We start from the raw sequence: 620 nt of genomic DNA, 5'->3' as shown, positions 1-620 counted from the left end.
ACAAAAACAGCGGGGTCAGCAAACGGGGATGGGAAACCGGCGAAGATACAGACATGCCGGAAATAGTTCCCGCTCCTCTTCTTTCATTCCACTCTCATCATCTCATAATTAATTCACCACACAGGAGCGGCGCAGCCCCAGCTTGTGGGCCAGCTCGATGCTCACGAACATGGGACCGATCAGCAGAAACACCAGATCATCCACAAACGACGGCTTCTTGCCCTCTACCTTGTGGCCCCACACTTGTACCGCCCAGGCCAACAGCCACAGCACCGCCGCACTCCAGCCCAGCGACAGGGCGCTGCGATCCACAGCCACCACCGCGGCAATCGACAGCGCCAGCCAGGCTGCCATCAGCACGGTCATGCCTGGGGACATGCGTAAATAGAAAGGCATGCAGACAGCGGCCAGCAGGGTGCCGCCATTAACCCAGTACGCCAGGCTGCCTTCCAGCCCCAGCCAGTGCCCCAATGGGATCAGCCAGAACAGCCCCAGGGTGGACACGAAAATGGCCGGCACACAAAGGATGTGCACCCATTGATTCACTGGATTGCGGTGGCTATCGCCGTAGTCCGCCAGAAAGGTATTGAGATCACGCATGGACAGCTCTCCCGAGTTGT

The 620-nt window shown here is 58.7% G+C and carries 1 protein-coding gene; it reads right to left on the bottom strand.

Annotated features, from left to right (window positions below):
• Positions 1 to 108 precede the first annotated feature (108 nt).
• Positions 109 to 620: DUF962 domain-containing protein (locus A3730_RS27365; RefSeq protein ID WP_231884066.1), on the bottom strand; the 512-nt coding region annotated here is incomplete at its 5' end.

The organism is Alcanivorax sp. HI0044 (assembly GCF_001634945.1).
This window is presented reverse-complemented; position numbering and strand designations above follow the sequence as displayed.